The sequence below is a fragment of the Providencia sp. PROV197 genome (genome assembly GCF_028479625.1).
Lineage (GTDB): Bacteria > Pseudomonadota > Gammaproteobacteria > Enterobacterales > Enterobacteriaceae > Providencia > Providencia vermicola.
Window position 1 is genome coordinate 136,432 of sequence record NZ_JAMPNZ010000020.1, and the last position, 19,637, is coordinate 156,068.

Annotated in this window: 19 protein-coding genes; 4 read left to right on the forward strand and 15 right to left on the reverse strand. The window is 40.6% G+C overall.

The genetic code is table 11. From position 1 onward, the window contains the following. Nucleotides 1-8 precede the first annotated feature (8 nt). The gene (locus PR808_RS11735; protein WP_272539348.1) at nt 9-1,568 is read right to left on the reverse strand and encodes an ABC transporter substrate-binding protein; all 1,560 of its coding nucleotides are present in this window, start codon (nt 1,566-1,568) and stop codon (nt 9-11) included. A 161-nt stretch (nt 1,569-1,729) separates the two neighbouring features. On the opposite strand from PR808_RS11735, the gene PR808_RS11740 reads away from it, so the two are divergent. The 4 genes from PR808_RS11740 to PR808_RS11755 all read left to right on the forward strand — a co-directional run bounded on the left by PR808_RS11740 (nt 1,730) and on the right by PR808_RS11755 (nt 6,993). Continuing rightward, nucleotides 1,730-2,392, forward strand: coding sequence for a DUF1028 domain-containing protein (locus PR808_RS11740; RefSeq protein WP_272539349.1), 663 nt, complete (start codon nt 1,730-1,732; stop codon nt 2,390-2,392). An 883-nt stretch (nt 2,393-3,275) separates the two neighbouring features. Beyond that, nucleotides 3,276-4,694, forward strand: a complete 1,419-nt coding sequence (locus PR808_RS11745; protein ID WP_272539350.1) for an NAD(P)/FAD-dependent oxidoreductase — start codon at nt 3,276-3,278, stop codon at nt 4,692-4,694. A 123-nt stretch (nt 4,695-4,817) separates the two neighbouring features. Continuing rightward, entirely contained in the window at nt 4,818-5,318 is a 501-nt protein-coding gene (locus tag PR808_RS11750; protein ID WP_272539351.1) for a RidA family protein, read from the forward strand. Between the two features lie 211 nt (nt 5,319-5,529). After that, on the forward strand, nt 5,530-6,993 hold the full coding sequence (locus tag PR808_RS11755; RefSeq protein ID WP_272539352.1) for a hypothetical protein: 1,464 nt from the start codon (nt 5,530-5,532) through the stop codon (nt 6,991-6,993). Between the two features lie 89 nt (nt 6,994-7,082). On the opposite strand, the gene PR808_RS11760 is transcribed toward PR808_RS11755, so the two are convergent. The 14 genes from PR808_RS11760 to PR808_RS11825 all read right to left on the reverse strand — a co-directional run bounded on the left by PR808_RS11760 (nt 7,083) and on the right by PR808_RS11825 (nt 19,088). Beyond that, the gene (locus PR808_RS11760; RefSeq protein WP_206083378.1) at nt 7,083-7,841 is read right to left on the reverse strand and encodes an iron ABC transporter ATP-binding protein; all 759 of its coding nucleotides are present in this window, start codon (nt 7,839-7,841) and stop codon (nt 7,083-7,085) included. Between the two features lies 1 nt (nt 7,842). Then, on the reverse strand, nt 7,843-8,832 hold the full coding sequence (locus PR808_RS11765) for an iron chelate uptake ABC transporter family permease subunit (RefSeq protein ID WP_047757179.1): 990 nt from the start codon (nt 8,830-8,832) through the stop codon (nt 7,843-7,845). Further along, nucleotides 8,819-9,781 carry an ABC transporter permease gene (locus tag PR808_RS11770; RefSeq protein WP_206083377.1) on the reverse strand — a complete coding sequence of 321 codons (963 nt, stop codon included), beginning with the start codon at nt 9,779-9,781 and terminating at the stop codon, nt 8,819-8,821. The genes PR808_RS11765 and PR808_RS11770 overlap by 14 nt, the downstream gene beginning before the upstream one ends. 3 nt (nt 9,782-9,784) lie before the next feature. Further along, nucleotides 9,785-10,753 (reverse strand): siderophore ABC transporter substrate-binding protein, encoded by a 969-nt coding sequence (locus tag PR808_RS11775; protein WP_206083376.1) that lies wholly within the window; start codon nt 10,751-10,753, stop codon nt 9,785-9,787. Between the two features lie 358 nt (nt 10,754-11,111). Next, the gene (locus PR808_RS11780) at nt 11,112-11,384 is read right to left on the reverse strand and encodes a helix-turn-helix domain-containing protein (RefSeq protein ID WP_206083375.1); all 273 of its coding nucleotides are present in this window, start codon (nt 11,382-11,384) and stop codon (nt 11,112-11,114) included. A 14-nt stretch (nt 11,385-11,398) separates the two neighbouring features. Then, nucleotides 11,399-12,241 carry an MrpH family fimbial adhesin gene (locus PR808_RS11785; RefSeq protein ID WP_272539353.1) on the reverse strand — a complete coding sequence of 281 codons (843 nt, stop codon included), beginning with the start codon at nt 12,239-12,241 and terminating at the stop codon, nt 11,399-11,401. 17 nt (nt 12,242-12,258) lie between these two features. Beyond that, nucleotides 12,259-12,789, reverse strand: coding sequence for a fimbrial protein (locus tag PR808_RS11790; RefSeq protein WP_206083373.1), 531 nt, complete (start codon nt 12,787-12,789; stop codon nt 12,259-12,261). Then, complete coding sequence (locus PR808_RS11795) at nt 12,789-13,274, reverse strand: fimbrial protein (protein WP_241016808.1); 486 nt, start codon at nt 13,272-13,274, stop codon at nt 12,789-12,791. The genes PR808_RS11790 and PR808_RS11795 overlap by 1 nt, the downstream gene beginning before the upstream one ends. Before the next feature lie 11 nt (nt 13,275-13,285). Beyond that, nucleotides 13,286-13,840, reverse strand: coding sequence for a fimbrial protein (locus PR808_RS11800; RefSeq protein ID WP_206083372.1), 555 nt, complete (start codon nt 13,838-13,840; stop codon nt 13,286-13,288). Further along, nucleotides 13,833-14,414 carry a fimbrial protein gene (locus PR808_RS11805; RefSeq protein WP_206083371.1) on the reverse strand — a complete coding sequence of 194 codons (582 nt, stop codon included), beginning with the start codon at nt 14,412-14,414 and terminating at the stop codon, nt 13,833-13,835. The genes PR808_RS11800 and PR808_RS11805 overlap by 8 nt, the downstream gene beginning before the upstream one ends. A gap of 13 nt (nt 14,415-14,427) precedes the next feature. Then, nucleotides 14,428-15,180 carry a fimbria/pilus periplasmic chaperone gene (locus tag PR808_RS11810; protein ID WP_272539354.1) on the reverse strand — a complete coding sequence of 251 codons (753 nt, stop codon included), beginning with the start codon at nt 15,178-15,180 and terminating at the stop codon, nt 14,428-14,430. Nucleotides 15,181-15,215: 35 nt separating this feature from the next. Next, entirely contained in the window at nt 15,216-17,906 is a 2,691-nt protein-coding gene (locus tag PR808_RS11815; RefSeq protein WP_206083369.1) for an outer membrane usher protein, read from the reverse strand. Nucleotides 17,907-17,926: 20 nt separating this feature from the next. Beyond that, nucleotides 17,927-18,478 carry a fimbrial protein gene (locus PR808_RS11820; protein ID WP_225818672.1) on the reverse strand — a complete coding sequence of 184 codons (552 nt, stop codon included), beginning with the start codon at nt 18,476-18,478 and terminating at the stop codon, nt 17,927-17,929. A 79-nt stretch (nt 18,479-18,557) separates the two neighbouring features. After that, entirely contained in the window at nt 18,558-19,088 is a 531-nt protein-coding gene (locus PR808_RS11825) for a fimbrial protein (protein ID WP_206083367.1), read from the reverse strand. Nucleotides 19,089-19,637: the final 549 nt, after the last annotated feature.

Sequence of the window (19,637 nt, forward strand, 5' to 3'; positions counted from 1 at the left end):
CCATAAAATTAGTCTTTACGAACATCTTTAAGTAATAAATTAAAGTTCGGTTGTAATTTGAAGTGCTGAACATGCTCACTTGCCACGGCATTTTGCTTCCAGTTAGCGACAAATAACCAAGGCGCATCTTGATGGACTATTTTTTGCACTTGCCGATACAGTGCAGCACGCTCTTTAAGGCTATTGGTGACCCGCGCCTTATCCAGCAATGCATCAAGTTGTTTATTACTGTAATAACCTGAATTGAACCCGCCTTTATCAGGCCAAGAGGCGGAATGTAAGGTCAAGAAGGGCAATGTATCAGGATCATTGGTCATCCATGCCATCTCCGCCATGTGCGCCTCTTTTAGCCCCGCATTGACTTTCGACAGATAGGTATTCCATTCAAAAGTTTGAATTTCCACCGATAACCCAACCGCTTTTAAATCCGCTTGGATTGCTGTTGCCATCGGAATAGGGTCTAACATGCCTGAGCCCCCTTCGGTCACGTAAAACACAATTTTCTGCCCTTCGGCTCCAGCCTCTTTAATAAGCTCGCGGGCTTTTTTCGGATCATAAGGATATGCTGAGGTTTCTTTATCAAATGCCCAATCGAACGCGGAAGGGATCGGACCTTCCGCGACATCCGCAGAGTCTTGAAGAATATATTTAACAATATTTTGCTTATTCACTGCATAGTTCACCGCTTGGCGAACACGCACATCATCAAACGGTGGTAATGAAGCATTTAACATGCTGTACCACACATGAGGGCCTGTAGCTTCGTATACCCGAAAGCGACTATCCCTTGCAAAAAGGGGAACATTATCAGCAGGGACTTCAACCATTGCATCAATGCCCCCAGACAACATCTCTGCTACGCGCGTATTGGCATCAGTAATTGGACGAAAAACCACGTGTTTTAGGGCTGGTTTACCCTCCCAATAGTTGTCATTAGCTGACACAACCACTCGTTGGTTGGCAGTCCACTCATCGAATTTAAAAGGCCCTGTACCACTTGGGTGGCGACTAAAATCTTTACCGTATTGCTTAACCGCAGCAGGTGACACAATCAGGCCTGCGGGTGTCGCTAAATTCGACAAAAAAGGTGCAAAAGGTTCTTTTAACGTAAAAACCACAGTTAAATCATCGGGGGTATTAATCTTGTCGATAGCAGAAAAGAAAAACGACAGCGGAAATGGCCCAGTAAAATAGTAAGGGTGCTGATTATCCAACATACGTTCAAATGTAAACTTCACGGCTTGCGCATTAAATGGGCTACCATCATGAAACCAAATATTGTCGCGTAACTGGAAAGTATAAGTTAGCCCATCATCACTGACGTTCCATGACTTTGCGAGAGCAGGTTCAAGCGTCAACGTGCCATCCGTATTGCGTACCAGCCCTTCATAGATATTGACTAAAATCCGTGAGTCATTCGCTGCCGTTGCCACTTGAGGGTCTAGAGATTGCGGTTCTGCAACCTGCCCTAACAGCAGCACATCATTATATTTTGACGCCTGAGTCGGTAATGAAAACAAAGAGAGCAGCAAAACAGCTGCAATCCACCTACCTAAACGTATTCTCATACAACCCCCCAGTGTTAACCGTGCTATGTGGTATTTGAAATGTGATTTGTGTCAATTTTGTTAATTATTTTATCTTTTTCTTTATTTATGATGATAAATTATATTTCACGCAACAATTTATAATGATAAATTTGATCGATGTCTAATTTATGAGGTGTAAAATGACATTTTCAATTGTGGCGCGTTGTCCACAAACAGGGAAAATTGGTGCAGCAACGGCAACTGGCGGCCCTGCTGTGGGGGCGTTAGTCCTGCATGGTGCAAGCTATGCTGGTGCAATCGCCACACAAGCCATGACAAATCCCATTGCAGGTTTAAGGGGCATTGAGCACTTACAGCATGGTCTATTTGCAAGTTCATGCCTCAACAGATTGTTAACGGAAGATGAAACTCCTGAACGACGGCAGTGGGTTATTATCGACAATGCTGGCAATAGTGCAGATTGGACTGGGCAAGCTTGTTTGCCTTGGTGCGGGAGCTTGTCAGAAAAAAATGTTGCAATAGCGGGAAATATGTTAGTGGGTGAACAAGTCATTGACGCCATGCACCAGTGCTACCAGAAAAATAGGGGTCTTGAACTCGCCGATAGGCTATTACTCGCTATGCAAGCAGGCGCAAAATCAGGTGGGGATTATCGTGGCATACGTTCAGCCGCGCTAAAAATATGGAGTAACCGCCAATATGCCGATATTGATATACGTTGTGACTGGTCAGAAGCCCCCTTAACTAAGCTAGAGACCATCCTTCAACAGGTTCGTGCCGAGGATTATGCTGATTTTTTCGCTCAGATCCCCACAGGAAATGAATATATTACTAATAATTAACCTCTATGTGGTGTATATCGACCAATAAAGTAAAATAACTGAATGATATACACCCCATTATTAGATGGTTATTTTTCCATCTAACTGATAGGTGCTTAATATTTTTGTATTTTTATCACAAGAAATTTTATAAATATATTATTAATTAATAGATTTATTAATAATATTTAATTAAACAATTCGATCTTTAATCCCACTATATTTATCTCACCTATTTCACATTCTGATATATCTGAGTATTCGCTCAAATAAACAACGCGTTGGTTATATTTATTTTTCATCGTGAAATAAATCATTTTAAATCCCCCAAGTTATTACCCTCATCAACACTAGGTCATTCATCAATTAAAAATAAATTTAAAAACTATTATTTTTCATAATGATAGATTCATGAGCAAATCAAAAAGTAAAGTTAATACACCAAACCAGAGTATTACCATTCAGAAGATGAAATCTGTCGTTTAATTAACCAAAAGTTGAATGAAATTAGCGCAAGCATTTAATTAAAAAATTATTTTTATATTATATGATTAGCTACATGACTTAACCTATATTTAGCATTTTGTTCTGTCATTCATTATTTTAATTTTTCACTGCATTAATACCAAAAAGCACAACTTAAGTACAATAATTAACTTTACACCCGTACACTTTTAATTACATTAATATTTCAAAATCATTAATTAGCTAATACATAAATTTGAATGATCTCCGACAAACCCTTTACAGCACTGAGCACACCAATTTACGTTCATATTCATTTAATCGACTTTTATTAACAAATGCCACCCCCACTTAACAATTTCAAAATATATGATAAGATCATTATCTCAATTTGAAATTATTTACTATATAAAAAACAAGATTGTTATTGAGGTTATAGATGAAAATCTCGAGAAGAAAGCTATTATTAGGGGTTGGTGCTGCTGGTGTTCTGGCAGGGGGTGCAACAGTTGTTCCGATGATCCGTCGTGAAGGCCGTTTCGAATCTACACCATCGCGCGTACCAGCTGTTGCTGGCACTGAAGGCAAATTACCTGAGTCTGCAGATGCAGTCATCATCGGTGCTGGCCTTCAAGGGATCATGACAGCCATTAACCTTGCTGAAAAAGGTTTGAATGTTGTTATTTGTGAAAAAGGCGTTGTCGGCGGTGAGCAATCAGGCCGTGCATATAGCCAAATCATCAGCTATAAAACCTCACCAGCGATTTTCCCTTTACACCACTACGGAAAAATCCAATGGCTCGGTATGAACGAAAAAATCGGTGCTGATACTAGCTACCGTGTTCAAGGCCGTGTTGAAGTTCCTTCAAGCGAAGAAGATTTAGAAGTTTCAAGAGCTTGGATCAAAGCTGCTTCTGAAAACCCAGGTTTCGATACCCCATTACGTACCCGTATGATCGAAGGTACTGAACTGGCAAATCGCCTGGTTGATGCTCAAACTCCATGGAAAATCGGTGGATTTGAAGAAGATTCAGGTAGCCTTGACCCAGAAACCGTCACCCCAACAATGGCAAACTACGCAAAATCAATCGGTATCCGTATCTATACCAATTGTGCAGTACGCGGCATTGAAACAGCGGGCGGTAAAATTTCTGATGTTGTGACTGAAAAAGGCGCTATCAAAACCTCTCGCGTCGTTCTGACTGGTGGTATTTGGTCTCGCCTGTTTATGGGTAACTTAGGTGTTGATGTTCCAACACTCAACGTTTATCTGTCACAACAACGTATTTCAGGCGTTCCTGGTGCACCGAAAGGCAACGTCCACTTACCTAACGGTATTCACTTCCGTGAACAAGCAGATGGTACCTACGCGGTTGCACCACGTATCTTTACCAGCTCTATCGTTAAAGACAGCTTCCTGTTAGGCCCAAGATTCCTACACGTATTAGGCGGCGGAGAATTACCATTAGAATTCTCTATTGGTAAAGACTTATTTAACTCCTTCATGATGTCGACATCTTGGAATTTAGATGAGAAAACACCATTTGAAGAATTCCGTACTGCAACCAATACACCAAACAATGAACACTTAGATGGCGTTCTGGAAAGACTGAGAAAAGAATTCCCAGTATTTAAAGAGTCTAAAGTAGTTGAACGTTGGGGTGGTACCGTTGCACCAACAGATGATGAAATTCCAATTATTTCAACAATCGAACAGTATCCAGGTTTAGTCATCAATACCGCAACAGGTTGGGGTATGACTGAAAGTCCTGCATCTGGTCGCTTAACGGCTGAATTGTTAATGGGTGAAACACCATTTATCGATCCAACGCCGTACAAACTTTCTCGTTTTAACTAATAAGCGAAAAAGTCGCGTTTTTTTTACTGGGATCTATCAGTCAATGGAATTAGGCTAAACTAAAAACTGGCCTTAAGTGAAACTGATAGTTCCCGTTTACTTTGATAATGTTAAGGAGTTTACATGCGCTATAAAACTTTATTGCTTTCTCTGCCTTTGATTTTAGGTGTAGCGAGTGCAAATGCAGCTGAAGATGTTAAACGCGTTCCTGTGAAAGGATTCCCTATCTCTGAATCAGTAGAAATCAGCGCGGGCAACCTTATTTTCCTAAGCGGAAAAGTTCCTTCTAAAATCTCTGCAGATGCCAAAGAAGGCGTTTTAGAGTCTTACGGTAATACCGAAGCACAAACTATCAACGTGTTAAAACAAATCCAAGCTAACCTTGAAGGTATGGGTTTGACTATGAACGACGTTGTTAAAATGCAAGTATTCTTAGTTGGTGGTGAAGAAACTCAAGGTTCTATGGACTTCGCTGGCTTTATGGCGGGTTATAACAAGTTCTATGAGTCTGAGAAAATCACGAATCTGCCAGCTCGTTCTACCTTCCAAGTCGCTAAACTGGCTAACCCAGCTTGGAGAGTGGAAATTGAAGTAACAGCGGTTCGTCCTGCTGCGAAAAAATAAGTTATTCTAACGAATAGCGAATCGATAATGGGGCATAGCAATATGCCTCGTTATATTTTCTCTCTTCCCCCTTCCCTCGCAATACTTTTTCATTGTCTTTCACAGACTGTCACCGTGATTTCCGCTATTTTATGGTTTTTATAAAACCATGTTATGCTTCATTGATTGATAAAGAAGCAAAAAAGATAAAAGTTCCCAATAAAGGCGCAATATGATTAAAGAATCTCTCAAGATCCATGGAAAAAAACAGTTTGAGATTAAACAAAAAGTGTCAATTCCACGTAAGTCTAAAGAGATCCGCTACCAAGTAGAGACCTTTTTCTTTTTGCCTTCTTCGCTGCAAATCAATCCTGACTTATACACAGCCTCTAGCCTACAGCGCAGCCTTAAAAATTACATTCGGCTCAGCCCTCCTACGGTAAAACTGTCTGCTTTACCGGAAGAAAACGGGGAGTTAGACGATTTAAAACGTTGGTTGGAGCAGTGTGATCCACTCAATCCCCCCTCGCTAGATGAGTATGAAAATAGGCTTAAGCGCTATACCTTAACCTTTAAGCGAACCGTACGAATTAATATCAAAATGGTGAGCCAAAACCCACAACGGAAGACTGCGGAATATTTAACGGAATTAATGGCAAATATTGCAAAATGCCTATCTGTTTATCGTGAGCTCGCCACTCAGGCCACCCTGATTGAAAAACATATTCATTCCAACGCGTTTTCATACTGTGACGAGTTTATGACTTACTACACCATAAATTATTTACGTGATTTGTTAGCCGATAAACACATGCCATTACGGGAAGAAATACGTCATTTTTGGTATCAAGAAATGCGTTACCTGAAAAAACAATACCCTGATTGTTTCCCCAGTGATGAAACCGATGCTGAGTTGGTGACTTATCGTCGTAATTTATTGAAAAAATATATCAATCGATATCTCTATTTAGAAATTCGTCATAAACGGGGACTTCCCCTGCTATTACACTCTATTTATGGTATTGCTGCTGCAATTTCAATGCTTTTCGCTACTGTTATCGCCTTTTTCTGGCAGGGAAAATATGGAGCCTTAAGTGCAAATTTATTTTTGGCGATGGTCATCGGTTATATCTTCAAAGATAGGCTGAAAGAAGTAGGTCGAGAGCAGTTGTATCGCCTATTCCAAAAATGGATCCCTGACCGCCAATTACGTATTTATCGTGAGGGTGTAAAAGCACCTGTGGGTATTTGTAAAGAGTCTTTTCGCTTTATTAGTGAAAACTCACTCTCCCCAGATATCCGTGAGATGAGGCAAAAATCCCATTGGGTCAATTTAGTTAATGTCCAGCGAATGGAAGATATCCTGTATTATCGCAAAGATGTGCTACTGCATAACCGCCATTCAGTGTTTGAAAAAAACCAGTCATCAATCGCTGATATTACGCGTTTTAATATTTCGGATTTCCTGAAATATATTGATATCAGTTATGAAGAATTAACTGTCAATGATGATGAACCTGCAATTATTGGTGAAAAGGTGTATCACATTTACCTTTGCCGCCGCGTCACTATTAGTAAAAAAACCTACAATGAACTGGCGCGCTTAGTAGTCAATGCCGATGGGATAAAACGTTTAGAAGTGTTGCAGTCACTAGACTTACTGACAACCGATGAAGATATTGAGATTTCACCGTAGGCGTTTTATTTTCCTATCCTATTATTTTGACTAATTTAGGTTGTAGCCGCCACGGCTACAACCTAAAGGATGACGAAAATTTAAAAGAGTTAATAGTACAAAGCAATATACTGGTCATCCACCTGCTTAATATCAACCGGCGTGTCAAAGATATCCTCAATAATTTCTGATTTCATGATGTCTTCAGGCTTGCCATGATAAGACAAACGGCCATTTCTTAGTGCAACAATGTAGTCTGAATACACGGATGCGAAGTTGATATCGTGGATCACTAAAATAATCGTTTTACCCAGCTCATCTGCGGCGCGGCGCAATAACTTCATCATGATCACTGCGTGTTTCATGTCGAGGTTATTTAAGGGCTCATCCAGTAGAACGTATTCGGTATCTTGACACAGAACCATTGCCACATAAGCACGCTGGCGTTGTCCACCAGAAAGCTCATCTAAATAGCGGTGGCGTAAATCAGATAAATTCAGAAATGACAGTGATTCATCAATTTTCTGTTTATCTTCAAGGTTTAAACGCCCTTTAGTGTAGGGATAGCGCCCGAACCCCACAAGCTCTTCTACTGTTAAACGGCTCGCAAACTGGTTTTCTTGGCGCAAGACAGATAAACATTTGGCTAACTTATCGCTTGGTGTTGTCGAAACATCTAATTCATTGACCTTAACATGACCGCCTTCATCGGGTGTTAACAAACGGCCTATAATCGACAGTAAGGTGGATTTACCTGCCCCATTGGGCCCAATAATCGAAGTGATACCGCTATTTTTAATTGTTGTTGTGACGTTATCTAAGACCTTAGTATCCTGATAACTTTTCGATATCTGACTAATCTCAATCATACTAAAACCTTCTTAACACCATATAAATAAAGAATATTCCGCCAACAAACTCAATAACAACGGACAAGGTTCCCGCCATATTTAAACCATATTCAAGAACGAGCTGTCCGCCAATCAGCGCTATCACACCTAACAAGAAAGACACGGGTAATAAATAGCGGTGCTGGCTACTCCCACTGATAAAGTAAGCCAAGTTTGCCACCATCAGTCCTAAGAAGGTTAAAGGCCCAACCAAGGCGGTTGAGATAGCGACTAAGATGGAAATCAGCAGTAAAATAACCGTGACTTGTTGGCGATAATTAATCCCTAAATTAACGGCATTGGCCTGCCCTAATGCCAAGACATCAAAGCAATAACGCATCCGCCACAAGAGAACGCCAACGACAACAGTAATAAGCAAGGTAAAGAAAATAAGCTCTGGCGTACCTCGAGTGAACGTTGCAAACATGCGGCTTTGTAAAATGGAAAACTCATTTGGATCCATTAGACGCTGAAGTAATGTGGCCACACTGCGAAATAACGTGCCTAAAATGATACCTACCATCAATACCAGGTTGATATTCATTTTCACAGAGACAAATAACCAGCGATAAAGCAGAACCGAAAACAGCACAAGCAAAGTCGATTCCAACAGGAACTTACCGATATTTAGTAACCATGAAGCAGGGAAGCTGTCAGTATAAAAAATAAAGACGGTTTGCAACAAGACAAACAAAGCCTCAAGCCCCATTATTGATGGCGTCAATATTTTATTATTTGCAATGGTTTGGAACAATACTGTCGATACCCCCGCTGCAAACGCCACAACAATCATGGTCAACACGATATAACCACGATGCGGTAGAATATACGCAAGGTTATTGCCTAAGTTGATTGTCATATAAAGCACAATGGATAGCAGCGATAAAGCCAACAATATCCATATTCTTTGCAGTGGCGTTAACCCTTTTTTAGGTTTTGCTAACGCAATTGCGGAGTTAACTTTTTGCATAACGTTGTTGCTTCAACAATAAATATAAGAAAATAACAGCGCCAACCACACCTAGAATCACACTCGCAGGGATTTCAAATGGATAGCGGATCAAACGCCCAATAATGTCGCACAGTAAAACTAAACCACCACCCGCAATACATATCCACGGAATGGTTTTGCGAATGTTATCCCCCATCACTAAGCTCACAAGATTTGGAATAATTAAGCCTAGGAAAGGTAACGCACCAACCACAACGACCACGACACCGCTAATCAGCGCGATAATGGATAAGCCGATGGTCATGACTTTACGATAATTGAGCCCCACATTAATGGAAAATTCACGGCCCATACCAGCAACAGTAAAACTATCTGCAATCCAGCAGGCGATTAACGTGAGAATGCCCACCAGCCAAAGCAATTCATAGCGACCCTGAATGATGCTAGAAAAGTCGCCGCTCATCCATGCCCCAAGGGACTGAAGTAAATCAAAATAATAGGCTGTAAAGATAGTTAACGCGCTAATCACCGCACCTAACATGATACCCACTAATGGTACTATCAACGCTGATTTTAAAATGACACGGCGTAATAACAGCATAAACAGCATCGTGCCAATCAGGGCAAAGCCACTTGCAACGACCATTTTGGTCATAATACTTGCCGCTGGGAATAGAATCATCACGACCAGTAAGCCTAAACTGGCAGACTGTGTTGTACCCGCAAGCGAGGGCTCAACGAAGCGGTTTTGTGTGAGTAATTGCATGATAAGCCCTGCAACACTCATGGCACTGCCGGCTAGAATTAGGGAGACGGTTCGAGGAATTCGGCTAATAAAAAAGATGTCTTGCATCTCTGGATCGGTGAAAAGCGAAACGGGTGACACGTCACCCGCTCCAACAAACAAGCTTAATACCGCTAAAACCAATAACGTGATAATTCCACAAAAAAGATAAAGCGTTTTCATTGGTTATTTTGCTTGGCTCTTCTCTAATGCGTTATTGATATCATCCATTAATTTGGAATAGGTCTGGATACCACCTGAGATGTATACCGCTGTTGGGTCAAGGTAAGTAATCTGGCCTTTTTCCCATGCAGCTGTTTTTCTCACTAATGCGTTATCAAGTACTTCCGCTGCAGGTTGTGCGTCTGCTTTACCAATCGCGCTATCACGGTCAATCACAAACAGCCAATCTGGGTTTAATTTTACCAGTAATTCAGCATTGACGATGTTACCGTGACGACCCGTGTTTTCTTCAAAGACATATGCAGGCTCGAAACCTAACACATCAAAAATAAAGCCAAAACGTGAACCTGGGCCATAAGCAGAAATTTTACCGCCACTGACTAAAATCACCATCGCTTTACCCGCAGTTGGGGCTTTAGTTTTAATACCGTCAATTTTGGTATTGAAATCGGCAATCAGTTTTTTTGCTTCTTCTTCTTTACCAAACAGGGCGCCAAGCTCATTAGTACGCTCAGTTAAGCTACCGATAAAGTTTTTGTTGTCGATATCTAAAGAAATCGTTGGAGCAACGCCGCTCAATTTATCATATGCATCACGAGCACGACTACCACCTAAAATCAGGTCAGGTTTTGCGTTACTTAATGTTTCATAAGCAGGTTCAAACAGCGTTCCGCCATTCACATACTCAGAGCCACTGTATTTCGTTAAGAATTCAGGAAAACGTACGTTGGTTTGTGGAACCCCTGCGACGGGTGCACCTAATGCATCCATGATGTCCAGAGTTTCCATGTTCATGACAATCACTTTTTGTGGATGGCGAGGAATTTCAGTTTTGCCTTGTACATGTTCAATTGTAATGGTTTGTTTCTCTGCCGCTTGGGTTGTTTCTGGCGTTTCTTTTGCGTTATCGCAACCCGCCAAAACTAAAGCGGATAATAAGGCAAGACCTGAAACTAATGATTTTGCAAACATCTCATTTCCTCCATCCATCTATAAAAGTACTGACGATAAAATGTCAACGTCTCGAAGAGGGGGGTATCTTACACGTTATTAAGCGCTAATGATATTAGTTTGCATTTGCATTTGCTAAAAAGATGTTAGAACGCACAAAATCACCAATTCTATAAATGGATATCAATCAAAATAAAGCGTAGGAAAGAAATATTAGAAAGGAACTCATTGAAATGATGGATAATCAACGCCCTAAATACAGGGCAAAAACAAATAGGCTGAGTCTTCAACTACATTTGCATTCTGGCAGCTCAATTATAACGAACGACAGAAATTATAATCCCAGCCTATTTATCATTAATACCAATTTAAACGCTCATCAATGAATGTCATCTAGCCGCCCATTTTCAATGAGTTGGGAGCTGATATCTTCCAGAAACCAATCAATTGGTGTTTCCATCAAAAATGAAAGTTTAAATAAATGAAACAGGTCAATTTTGATCTTCCCTCTTTCATAACGAGAGATTTGTTGCTGGCTTACACCTAACAGTTGAGCCAGTTGAAAACCCGTATAACCGAGCTCTCTGCGTTTCTCTAAGATCCTTTGACCGACCATATAATGGATTTTTTCACTACCGTTTTCTGAATACATATTTTCACCATTTATTAAGGTACAGTTAGAATAAGGGCTGCCGCGCCTTCAAATGTGCCAGGTTGAACACGACCATTCGTCCCTAATACGGCTTTCAGGTTGACGGTATTTGTTCCCCCAGCAGGCACATAAAATTTATAACCCGCCTCTCCTGGCGTGTTATTCGCCCCTAAAAATAAGTTGGCATATAAACTACCATCTGGCTTTAAGTTAACCCGACCATTTGTAACGTTAACCCCTGTTGCGACAACCAGCACATCCATCGCTAGATTACATGTTACAGTGATGGGGACTTCTTTTGCTTGCCCTGCGAGATCAGCTTCACTAATTGCACCAAAGTTAATATCTGGGATACTGTTATTGATCTTACAGGCGCCAATTGGTGGAGGTGCAATACCACATAATGAACCAGGGATTAACCCTCCATTATTTGTCACGCCTGTCGTCTCTTGATAAAATAATCCCACACATTCTTGGTTATTCTGTAACCTGACACCTGTGTGTACAGCCCATTGTGTTGCAGGAGCCAGTGCTTTAGTCATCACTCCAGGGATGTTCTGAACCTCTCTCATCGTCCGGTACTTAGAAATTTCAGCAATATTTACTGTTGCCGCACCAGGCGTTCCATTCGCTGTATGTTTATGGCTAATGGTGAGGTAACATTGAGACCAACCATAGCAAGGGTTCATCACACTGGGTGATTCAGGATCCCAACGGGCTATAACATATTTATAGTCTGCATCCCCTCTAGCTGGATTGGCTCCTGGCTTTGACTCTGTGATATAAGAGAATATGGATGCCGATGCAGAAGATGAAAACATGACTGCACCAATTAATAGAGATAAGAAAACTTTCATATTAGTTCACAGCCTTATTATTCATAATCTAATTTAAATGTGGCCACGGCACTGTATGGCCCCACTTTAATTGTCTTGTTCTTAATCGCTTCAGGCTCACCTTTTAAATAGGCATAAAAGCGCAGTTGGTTAGCCCCATTTTGTAATGTAATCTTCGCGCCTTTTTTTTCGATATCGAGCGCTGTTTTATCACTGTTTTGCAGTCCCACAGCAAAACCTGATGCCACACTGCTTGTTGAAAGCGCTAAAAAACCAGGTAATGCGAGGTTTGGTGTTCCTGAGAAAGTCACCTCAACAGATTTACCAATTGTGGTATCACAGTCTGCTAATTTAATCGCAAACTCCCTCGGTACCGTTTCGCCATAGGCATAAAAGTTCTTTTCTGGCGTATCAAAAAAATCCATCGGGATATTTTCATCACCAGGTAAAATTGTGCAGGGTTCTTCCACTAAGTTACCGATAATTTTTAAGTTATCTGGTACAGCAAAAGCCGCATTCACATTTATGAATAAAGCACCAGCAACTGCACATTGTATTAATTTGTTCATTATTGGTACTCCGCGAGCAATGTCCCTGTTGCGGTAAAGCTTCCTTCTGGCAACGTAATGCCTGGTTTCTTCACAGGCACCACCGCGAGAACAGGCGCTTGCCCATAAACAATTTTCATTGGCTTATTAATTTCAAAACCAAGGCCATTTTGTGTAATGCGCATTCCAAGGTCTTGAATATTGGTTTGCAGAGCGGCTTTGTCAAAATCAGTTGCCGTCCCCTTAATAGTGAGTATTAAATCCCAACCTTTTAAATTCGCATCACATTTCAACGCATAATTAATCGGTTTTGTGAAGTTAGTACCATCAATTTTATGTAAGCCAATATCTTTATAATCAATAACTTCCACTTTATCTTCAAATACAGTACACGGAGGTGGTATTAATAAAGTGCCTGTAAATTCCACGTCATCAGCAATAGCTATACCCGTAGGTATAACTAACAAACTCATTACCAGAGGAAGTTTTTTTATGAATTTTTGCATTGTTCTTCCCCTTATTGATAATCAAGTTTGATAGTGACACCTGCACGAAAAGCACCACCTTGTGTCAGTGTTTTCGATAAATCGCGAACAGGTATCGCTTCAAATTGAGGTGCATTGGGATAAACAAACTTAATTTCTTGATTTAAGCGAAGTTTGTTTCCGTTATAACGAAACGCAATACCTAAGCCAGGAATATCCGTTTCAACTGCCCCTGAATCAAAAGATATTGGGATCCCAACCAGGGTCATTTTCATTTGTTCAGTGGGTCTTTTATCGCACTTTATATTGTAATTAACTGGCTTAGCGTAAGCAGAGCCATCAATCCGCGTGCTCATGATTTCTTGAAAGTCCACCTTGACAATATTACCGTTATTAATGACGCAAGGTGGTGGTGCTAAAACAACGCCTTTAATCGGAACGGTCACCATACCAGGAGTTATCGTTGCCCTTGTTCCCGCTGAAGGGCTAATACGTGAGTCTGGTAGCCCTGCATATGAAGCTGACGTTGAAAATATTCCAGCAAGGCAGAATGCCAGCAGGTACCTCTGCTTATTTAAATCACTCATAATCCACCTTAAAGTCCATTACAGCGCTGAAACTTCCTTCCGTTAGTTTTTCGGGGGTCCTCACTGGCGTGACAAAATATTGAAGAGTACCCTGTGGTGCATCAAGAAACTGAGGACGCCCTTGGCTTCCAAGCCGAATATCACCTCTTTGCGCATCAGTGACTTCTAATGCCAAACCAGAGACACCTTTAACACTCAACATTTCAGGGAAATATTTATCTGATACCGCAACAAAAGAGACGGTTATCACAGGTTGCATCGCATCCCAAATTGGCGTATCGGTTCGAATGTCTCTCATTCGGCTTGCCGTGCGAATGCAATGCCTAAATTCTAATTCGAATGAGACAGGCTCAGCTCTATCACCTGGTTTACGGAGTGAAGATGAAGGGATCTCCCCTAGAGACACTTCTTGGCGCATTGAATTAGTCACATCCATAGTACAAGCTGCTTCTGTCATCATGCCATTTACTGTCAATGTTCCATGTAAACCCTCTATATCCCAACTATCTGCGCTGCTGGTAAACACAGGCGCGACGCTGAATATAATAGCGCTAAACAGGAGAGTCCTTTTCATACATTATTCTCCGTTATCTGTCCGTCGAAGATTCAACTTTACATGTTGTGCCTGCACAGCCGAACGTTAATTTTGGCCTTCCGCCATAGTCATTGATATACGTTAGAACTGGTTTTGCACCCATTGAACTTGCACTGCCTTTTAGCATTCCATTACTTTTTGGCGAAATCATCACTGGTTCAAATTGTTTAACCGTATCACCACCCACTTTTGAACTGGCATCCACAATGGTGACAAAATAAGCCGTTGGATTACTGACTTCATAAGCATCACCTTTGCGCGTTAACATAATTTTTTCCTGCCATGGGTTTTCGAGGTCAGTACGTGTGGCATATAGCGCTTTTGGTCGATAAAACAACTTAATGCGTGTCTGCAGTGCAATTTGCAATACGTTAGCTTCTTTACTACGTGGTGGAATTTCACGTAAGTTAAAGTAGTAAACACTTTCTCTATCTTGTGGCAATGCGGATACATCAGGGAGCGATTGAATCTTAACTTGGCTACTTTCACCTGCTTCTACGCGTTGAACTGGCGGTAAAACCGTTAATGGACTTTCAATTTTGTTACCATTCTCATCTTCAATCCAACCTTGCGCAAGATAAGGTAATTCAGTGTTTTCGTTTTTAATATTTAAGCTGATAGTCTTATCAGCGCCATTATAAATGACACGGGTTCTATCCAGTGCAATGGCAGCTAACGCCTGGCCGCACAGCACAGTCGATAACGTAATTGTTGTCGTAAAAAACGCAATTTTTTTAATATTCATAAGTACCAACTCTTTTTAAACTCTAATAACCCGGTTTACTCGGTATAATCGATAATTTGAGCGAGATCCGGTGGCTTCAATAACCAACGCTGACTCGGTGCGACTCCCTGCTGAATTGGCGCTGGCTTATAAGCTGGCGCTGGTTTCCCCACGGGTACCGCTTTTGCTGGTATATAACCAGGCTTGGCATTCGGGCTGTTAGTACAGGGTAATAACAGGGAATTAAACTCTGCCGTGCTAATATTTTCAGGAATCTGAATCTTGCATTGCACGCTACCATCCCAATAAACATCCAACACTTCATTTGGATTCACACCTGAGATATACACAGAACCATTATCCGTAACGATACCTAACTCTCTGTTTTTCTCATTTCGTACTGTTGCACCAAATGGTGGATAGCTACCATCTGCAAGCGCAAGCCTAACCATCGTTTTTATCCCTGATAACACTTCAAACTCACGGTAAGCGACGGCACCTTCTGTCAGTGTAATTGGCTGAGATGTTCGAACTGCTTCCACATTGTCAGGCAAGTTAGTCACATCAATTCGCGTACTGGTACGGTAATAGTCACTGATATCGGCAACGACAGCTTTACCGAACATATTAGTTTCTGTATTTGGCCCAAAACCTTGAATAGGCACGTTCCCCACACCTTCTGTACTGACCATGACTCGGCTTCCGCCTGGTGTATTGATACGGTGTAATGCAGCACCGTGGCCTGTTACAGTTGCACCACCCTGTAATGAGAATGCGGCTGAAGATGTATCACCATTGATATAGCTCGTACTCGCTGTCATCGTTGCCAAATCAGCATAACGCGTGTAGAAGCCATCGATAGTTCCACGACCTCGACTACTCAACCCAGTTCCAACACGATAATTTGTCTTATCATCAATGGCGTCAAAATAGCTGACAGTGTGTGAGTTACCGTCTTTTGTGATCATGTTGTTGTAGCTTATGGACGCTCTATCCGCCCAAGGCACAGACAGGTTCATGTATAACCCATCATCATTGTTTTTATTATCAAATTTGTTACGAAATGCCGTGAGACTTAAGTTAATATTTTTAAAACGACCAAGATCAAAATATTTAGCAACGGAAAGGTTGTAACGTTTTGCTGCTGGTTTATTCCAATACGTTTCATGGTTATAGTTCAGATATGCCGTCAGATCTGCAGTTGTAAAGTATTTATTAAACGTAATGGTGTATAACTCTTTACTGTTATCAAACTCCACGCCTCTGTAGCGACGATCTAAGTATTGATTCATACTCATAAAGTCACGCTCAGAGAATCGGTAACCTGCGAACGTCACTTGGCTATCATAATCTTCGAAACGTTTTGAATAACTTAAACGATACGATGCACCTGTATAAATTTTGTTATCCGTTTTTAGTTTTGCGCGTGATTCAGTCACATCGAATGAGATAGCACCGAAGGCTAGCAAATCTCGACCAACACCGAGTGATAATGCGTTATAGTCACCTGCTGCAAGCCCACCACCGAATAATGACCAACCGTTAGAGATACCCCAACTGAATTCGCCCATGACGAACCCTTGCCCTTCGGTTTTATGATCCATATTATTTGGGCGACCACCCGCAACTTTGAAAAGCACTGAACCAGGTCGAGTCAAATACGGTATTGATGCAGTATTCATCTGGAATTCTTGTACTGAGCCGTCTTGTTCTTCAACCCGTACATCTAACTTACCATTAACAGCATCACTTAAATCTTGGATACGAAAAGGCCCTGGTGCGACTTGGGTTTCGTAAATCACTCGCCCTTGCTGAGTTACAATGACTTTTGCATTTGTTCTTGCAACACCTGTAACTTCAGGTGCGTAACCACGTAAGTTTGGCGGCAGCATTCTCTCATCAGAGATCAAACTTGCCCCCATATAACGGAATGAATCAAACAGCCCTGAACGCAAAAACTGTTCACCCATTGTCAGCTTTGCATTTAGCTCTTTTACAGCTCGGTAAGCGTAATATTGGCTCCAATCCCAACGACGGTCTGTGGATTGCCCATTAGTGCGATTATAACTTGCTTGCCAATCTGCTCTAAAGCGCCATGCACCTAAGTTAAAGCCAGTTGTTCCATTCCCTGTTAATGATTGGGTATTGGCTGAATCTGCAGGTCTTGTGATGTTAGCATTCAAGTTATAGTCAAAAAGTAAGGCAGGTACACCTTCGTCCCAGCGGGATGGCGGATCCCAATTATCAGAAGTAAACTCAATATAAGCCTGTGGTACAGTCAACGTGACAGTTTCTTTAGCCAACGAGCCAGCTATTGTCATTCCTGGAATACTTTCAGGAATTAAACATTGCCCTTTGCTATCAAACTGAACCTTTTTTTTCCATTCGTCTCGTAAAGCAATGCTATCGACAATATTTGCCGTCAAGCATGGCGTAGTGATACTAGGATCATTGGGATCAGCGATATATTCAATATCAAAGCTATCAGCGAGGTCTCGGTTATTTAAATTAACCTTAAATGGATATTTCCCTGGCATCACATAGCCAGCACGAGAGAACTCATTTAAAGAAATATTGCTTTTATCCTGAAGATCTAAAACATCGGTATTAAACTCAATACTATCATTATTCGCATTAGCTAAATTTATATGAGCAATTGCAATGAACACCATAGCCGCTACAGGTGTTAAAAAATAACTTACTGAGTTATTAGATACTTTATTTTTACTTTTTAATAACAGAGCCATAATAGTCCCTTAGTAATAACTCAGTAATAATCCATCTTAAAACGGATAGTGGTCTGATAGTTTCCTGGCTTTAAACGTTTATTATTAGGCACAACACGCACGTTATAGTGAAGTGTTGTTTCACCTGCTTTGATAGGCAAATCAGGCATCGCCTTACCAGGGATTGCAACATTTCCATCAGCATCAGAAATTTTTACTGACAATCCATTTGCGTGACCGAAAACATCAAAATTGCGACCATCTGTCGGACCATCAAATGTAATATTGAAAGTTTGCCAATTAGGAGTTCCAGGCGTTACCGGTGTTAGAACACAATTAATAAGACGTATCGAGAAATTACGAACTGGACTTTCTCTGTCATGAATTATTTGACTAACAGGCACAGTAGTTATGCTTACTGATTGATCTCGGCTATCTGCATCAATTGCACAGGGGGTTTCGATAATTGAACCACCCATTGTGACGGTTCCTTCGAATGGACCTTGTGCCCGAGAAATTTGATTTTGTGCACTAACTATTGGGGCAAACATTATTCCTGAAAGCACCATGACAATTGTGCCAAAGTGATTCATAACGACTCCATTTCAACTTAATGAGCAATTTCAATTCATTAAAATTAGTGCCCATACATCCTTGTACGGGCGGTACCAATTACTGGTAGCTCAGAGCAAATGTTGCGATTGCATCAAATTCACCCGGAACAGCAGGTTTGTTTGTCGCGTCTGCATCACCTTGTAAGAATGCAGTGAAGCGCAGTGTGTTAGCACCAGTAAACAGAGTTTGAGATGGAGATTTAGCGCCTAAATCAATTTTGTCGCCATTAACGTCAGTGATAACGATACCCGCATTTTTAGCTGTACCAGCGATAGCTAAACCACCATTAACAGAAGTACTTGGCGTACCTGTGAATGTAGTTTGTACAGTTTTCAGAGTAGTGATATCACACTGTTCTAACTCAATATTGAAAGGACGAGCAACACTTTTACCGCCGCCGTTTAATGCTGAAGTTGCGATAGCACCCATCTTAACTTCAAATGCTTCAGAACCTGGTGGGATTGAGCAAGGAGCATCAATGATTGAACCTTTAAAAGTTACAGTACCAGAACCTTGGTTTGCAGAAGCAGAACCAGCAACAACAGCCAGACCTAAACCTAATACTAAAGCAAGTTTATTTAATTTCATTTTATACATTTCCATTAGATAAAAAAGACGACACAAATTAAAATAACGAGTTATTATTAATCTGATTATTTTAATTTTTTCTTAAAATATGTTTGGTTAGTAAACATTAAAAATTGACATGCTAACTATCCCTAATTTATTAGGCTCCGCTAATAAACCAGATAATTAAACAATGTATCAATGCGAAGCCATTATTATATCTCATTTTAATTATGTCAAATTATAGAGTTAATAAACAACCCAGAGAGGTAAGTTTGTGAAATATATAAAATAATTCAAAAATTACAGCCATTAAATACTCTAATATAGGATAATTAAGTAACCACACTTCAATTTAAATAGACTTTTTTTAATAAAAAACCACAAAATAACTCCATTCTTCAATAATAAAGTTTTTTATACTCATAAAACGGGTGCTTATTAGTGAAAAAAAATGACTAAAAATAAAATATAACTAAAAATCAGAAATAAATAACAAAAAAAACATTTAACCATGTTTTTATTTTAATAAGAAACATCTTAATTTTAAATATTAAATAATTTCATAAT